Source organism: Streptomyces sp. C (genome assembly GCF_000158895.1).
Classification (GTDB): Bacteria; Actinomycetota; Actinomycetes; order Streptomycetales; family Streptomycetaceae; genus Streptomyces; species Streptomyces racemochromogenes.
Window position 1 is genome coordinate 419,588 of the sequence record NZ_GG657750.1, and the last position, 2,926, is coordinate 422,513.

Annotated in this window: 1 protein-coding gene and 1 pseudogene; both read right to left on the minus strand. The window is 71.6% G+C overall.

Going from position 1 to position 2,926, the window contains the following annotated elements:
• Positions 1-2,087 (minus strand): annotated as a pseudogene (locus tag SSNG_RS02105) (molybdopterin cofactor-binding domain-containing protein); the annotation flags it as partial.
• On the minus strand, positions 2,084-2,926 hold an 843-nt coding region (locus SSNG_RS02110), incomplete at its 5' end, for an FAD binding domain-containing protein (RefSeq protein WP_042800404.1). The gene SSNG_RS02110 and the pseudogene SSNG_RS02105, both read right to left, overlap by 4 nt.

Here is a 2,926-nt window from a genome sequence, read left to right on the forward strand (position 1 = left end):
CAGCTTGTAGGTGCTGGCCGCCTGGGGTCAGCAGCCCGGCCCCGGGCCGGTCCGTGACCGGTGTCCCAGCGCATGTCCTCCAGGGTCAGCCAACCCGCGCCCTGGACGAAGCCGCCCTCGACCTGGCCGATGTCGATCATCGGGGACAGGCTGTCGCCGACGTCGTGCACGATGTCGACCCGCCGGATGCGGTACGCGCCGGTGAAGCCGTCCACCTCCACCTCGGCCGCGGCGGCGCCGTGGGAGAAGTACTTGAACGGGGAGCCCCGGAAGGACTTCGGGTCCCAGTGCAGGCCCTCGGTCCGGTAGAAGCCGGCCGCCGACAGCTGGACCCGCTGGAAGTACGCCGTGCGCACCAGGTCGTCCCAGGCCAGCTCCTTGTCGCCGCCGACGACGCCAGCGACGCCGTCGACGATGCGCACGTCCGAGGCGTTCGCGCCGAGCTGGGTGGCGGCGACCTGGAGCAGCCGTTCACGCAGCTGCTCGCAGGCGTTCTTCACGGCCGCGCCGTTGAGGTCGGCGCCGGCGCTGGCCGCGGTGGCGGAGCTGTTGGGCACCTTGTCGGTCCGTGTCGGCGCGAGGCGCACCTTGTGCAGCGGGATGCCGAGGGAGGTCGCGGCCACCTGGATCATCTTGGTGTGCAGGCCCTGGCCCATCTCGGTGCCGCCGTGGTTGATCAGGACCGAGCCGTCCTTGTAGATCAATACCAGTGCGCCGCCCTGGTTGAAGGCGGTGAGGTTGAACGAGATGCCGAACTTGACGCCGGTGATCGCGAGGGCCCGCTTGGTGTGCGGGTGCGCGGCGTTGAAGGCGGCGATCTCGCGTTCGCGGTCCGCCAGGCGGCCGTTCTCCTTGACCCGCTCCCAGACGGCGGAGATCCGTTCGGGCTGCCTGACCTGCTGCCCGTAGGGGGTGGACTGGCCGGGCCGGTAGAAGTTCCGTTCGCGCAGTTCCCTGGGGTCGAGGCCGAGGAGCGGGGCGCAGCGGCCCATGATGTCCTCGATCACGAGCATGCCCTGGGGTCCGCCGAAGCCGCGGAAGGCGGTGTTGGAGACCTTGTTGGTCTTGGCGATGCGGCCGCGGACGTGCGCGTTGGGGATCCAGTAGGTGTTGTCGATGTGGCACAGGGCGCGGGCCACGACCGGTTCGGAGAGGTCCAGGCTCCAGCCGCCGTCGGCGGTCAGGGTGGCGTCCAGGGCCTGGATGCGGCCCTCGGCGTCGAAGCCGATCTTCCACTCGGCGTGGAAGCCGTGGCGCTTGCCCGACATGGTCAGGTCCTGGGTCCGGTTGAGGCGTAGCCGCACCGGCCTGCCGGTCAGTTTTGCGCCGAGCGCGGCGACGGCCGCGAACCCGTGGGGCTGCATCTCCTTGCCGCCGAAGCCGCCGCCCATGCGCAGGCACTGCACGGTGACTTCGTGGCTGTGCAGGCCGAGGACGTGGGCGACGATCTCCTGCGTCTCCGAGGGGTGCTGGGTGCTGCTCTGGACGAACAGCTGCCCGGCCTCGTCGACATGGGCGAGTGCGGCGTGGGTCTCCAGGTAGAAGTGCTCCTGGTCGGAGAAGCGGAATTCGCCGGTGAAAACGTGGGCGGAGTCGGCGAAGCCCGCTTCGACGTCGCCGGTCAGCATCTCGGGCCGGGCCCCGTGGAAGCTGCCGGCGGCGATGGCCTCCTCCAGGGTGATGACGGAGGGCTGTTCGTCGAGTTCCACCTCGACGGCCGCGGCGCCAAGCCGGGCGGCTTCCAGGGTCTCGCCGAGCACCCAGGCCACGGCGTGGCCGTGGAACTGGACCTCGTCGGGGAAGAGCGGTTCGTCGTGCTTCATGCCGGCGTCGTTGACGCCGGGCACGTCGGCGGCGGTGAGCACGCGGACCACGCCGGGGACGCCGAGCGCGGGCCCGGTGCGCAGGGCGGTGATCCGGCCGCGGGCCTTCATGACCTGGACCGGGTGGGCGTGCAGGACGTCCTTGGTGCGGTGGATCAGGTCGTCGGTGTAGAGCGCGGCGCCGGTGACGTGCAGGGCCGCGCTCTCGTGCGGCAGCGGAAGGCCGACCGCGGGCTTTTCGGGGCGTTCGGACAGTTGGCTCATGACGGCACCGCCTCGGTGGTCTGTGCGTACAGCTTCAGCAGGCTCTGGCCGAGCATCGCGGAGCGGTACTCGGCGCTGGCGCGGTGGTCGTCCATCGGGGTGCCCTGGGTCCGCAGGATCCCGGCGGCGGTCTCGACGGTTTCCGCCGTCCAGGGGCGGCCCTCCAGGGCCGCTTCGGTGGCGAGGGCGCGGATCGGTGTGGCGGCCACGCCGCCGAGGCCGATGCGCGCCTTGCGGACGACGCCGTCCTCGATGTCGAGTGCGAAGGCGACGGCCACGCTGGAGATGTCGTCGAAGCGCCGCTTGGCGATCTTGTGGAAGGCGGTGACGGGTGACAGGGGCAGCGGGACGCGCACCGCGCGGATCAGCTCGCCGGGCCGGCGGACGCTCTGCCGGTAGCCGGTGAAGTAGTCGGCGAGGGGGACCTCGCGCTCGCCGTCGGCGTCGGCGAGGAGCACCGACGCCTCCAGCGCGAGGAGTACCGGCGTGCTGTCGCCGATGGGTGAGCCGGTGCCCAGGTTGCCGCCGAGGGTGGCGCTGTTGCGGATGAGGCGGGAGGCGAACTGCGGGAAGAGTTCCGCAAGCAGGGGGACGGTGCCGTCGAGGCGGCGTTCGATCTCGGTGAGGGTCTGGGCCGCGCCGATGACGAGGGAGTCGGCTTCGACGCGCAGTTCACGGAGTTCGGGGAGCCGGTCGACGGCGACCACGCAGCCGGCGCGGCGGGCGCGGATGTTGACCTCGACGCCCCAGTCGGTGCTGCCGGCGACGACGACCGCGTCGGGCCGGTCGCGCAGCAGCCGCAGGGTCTCGTCGAGGGTGCCGGGGCGCAGGAACGTGCT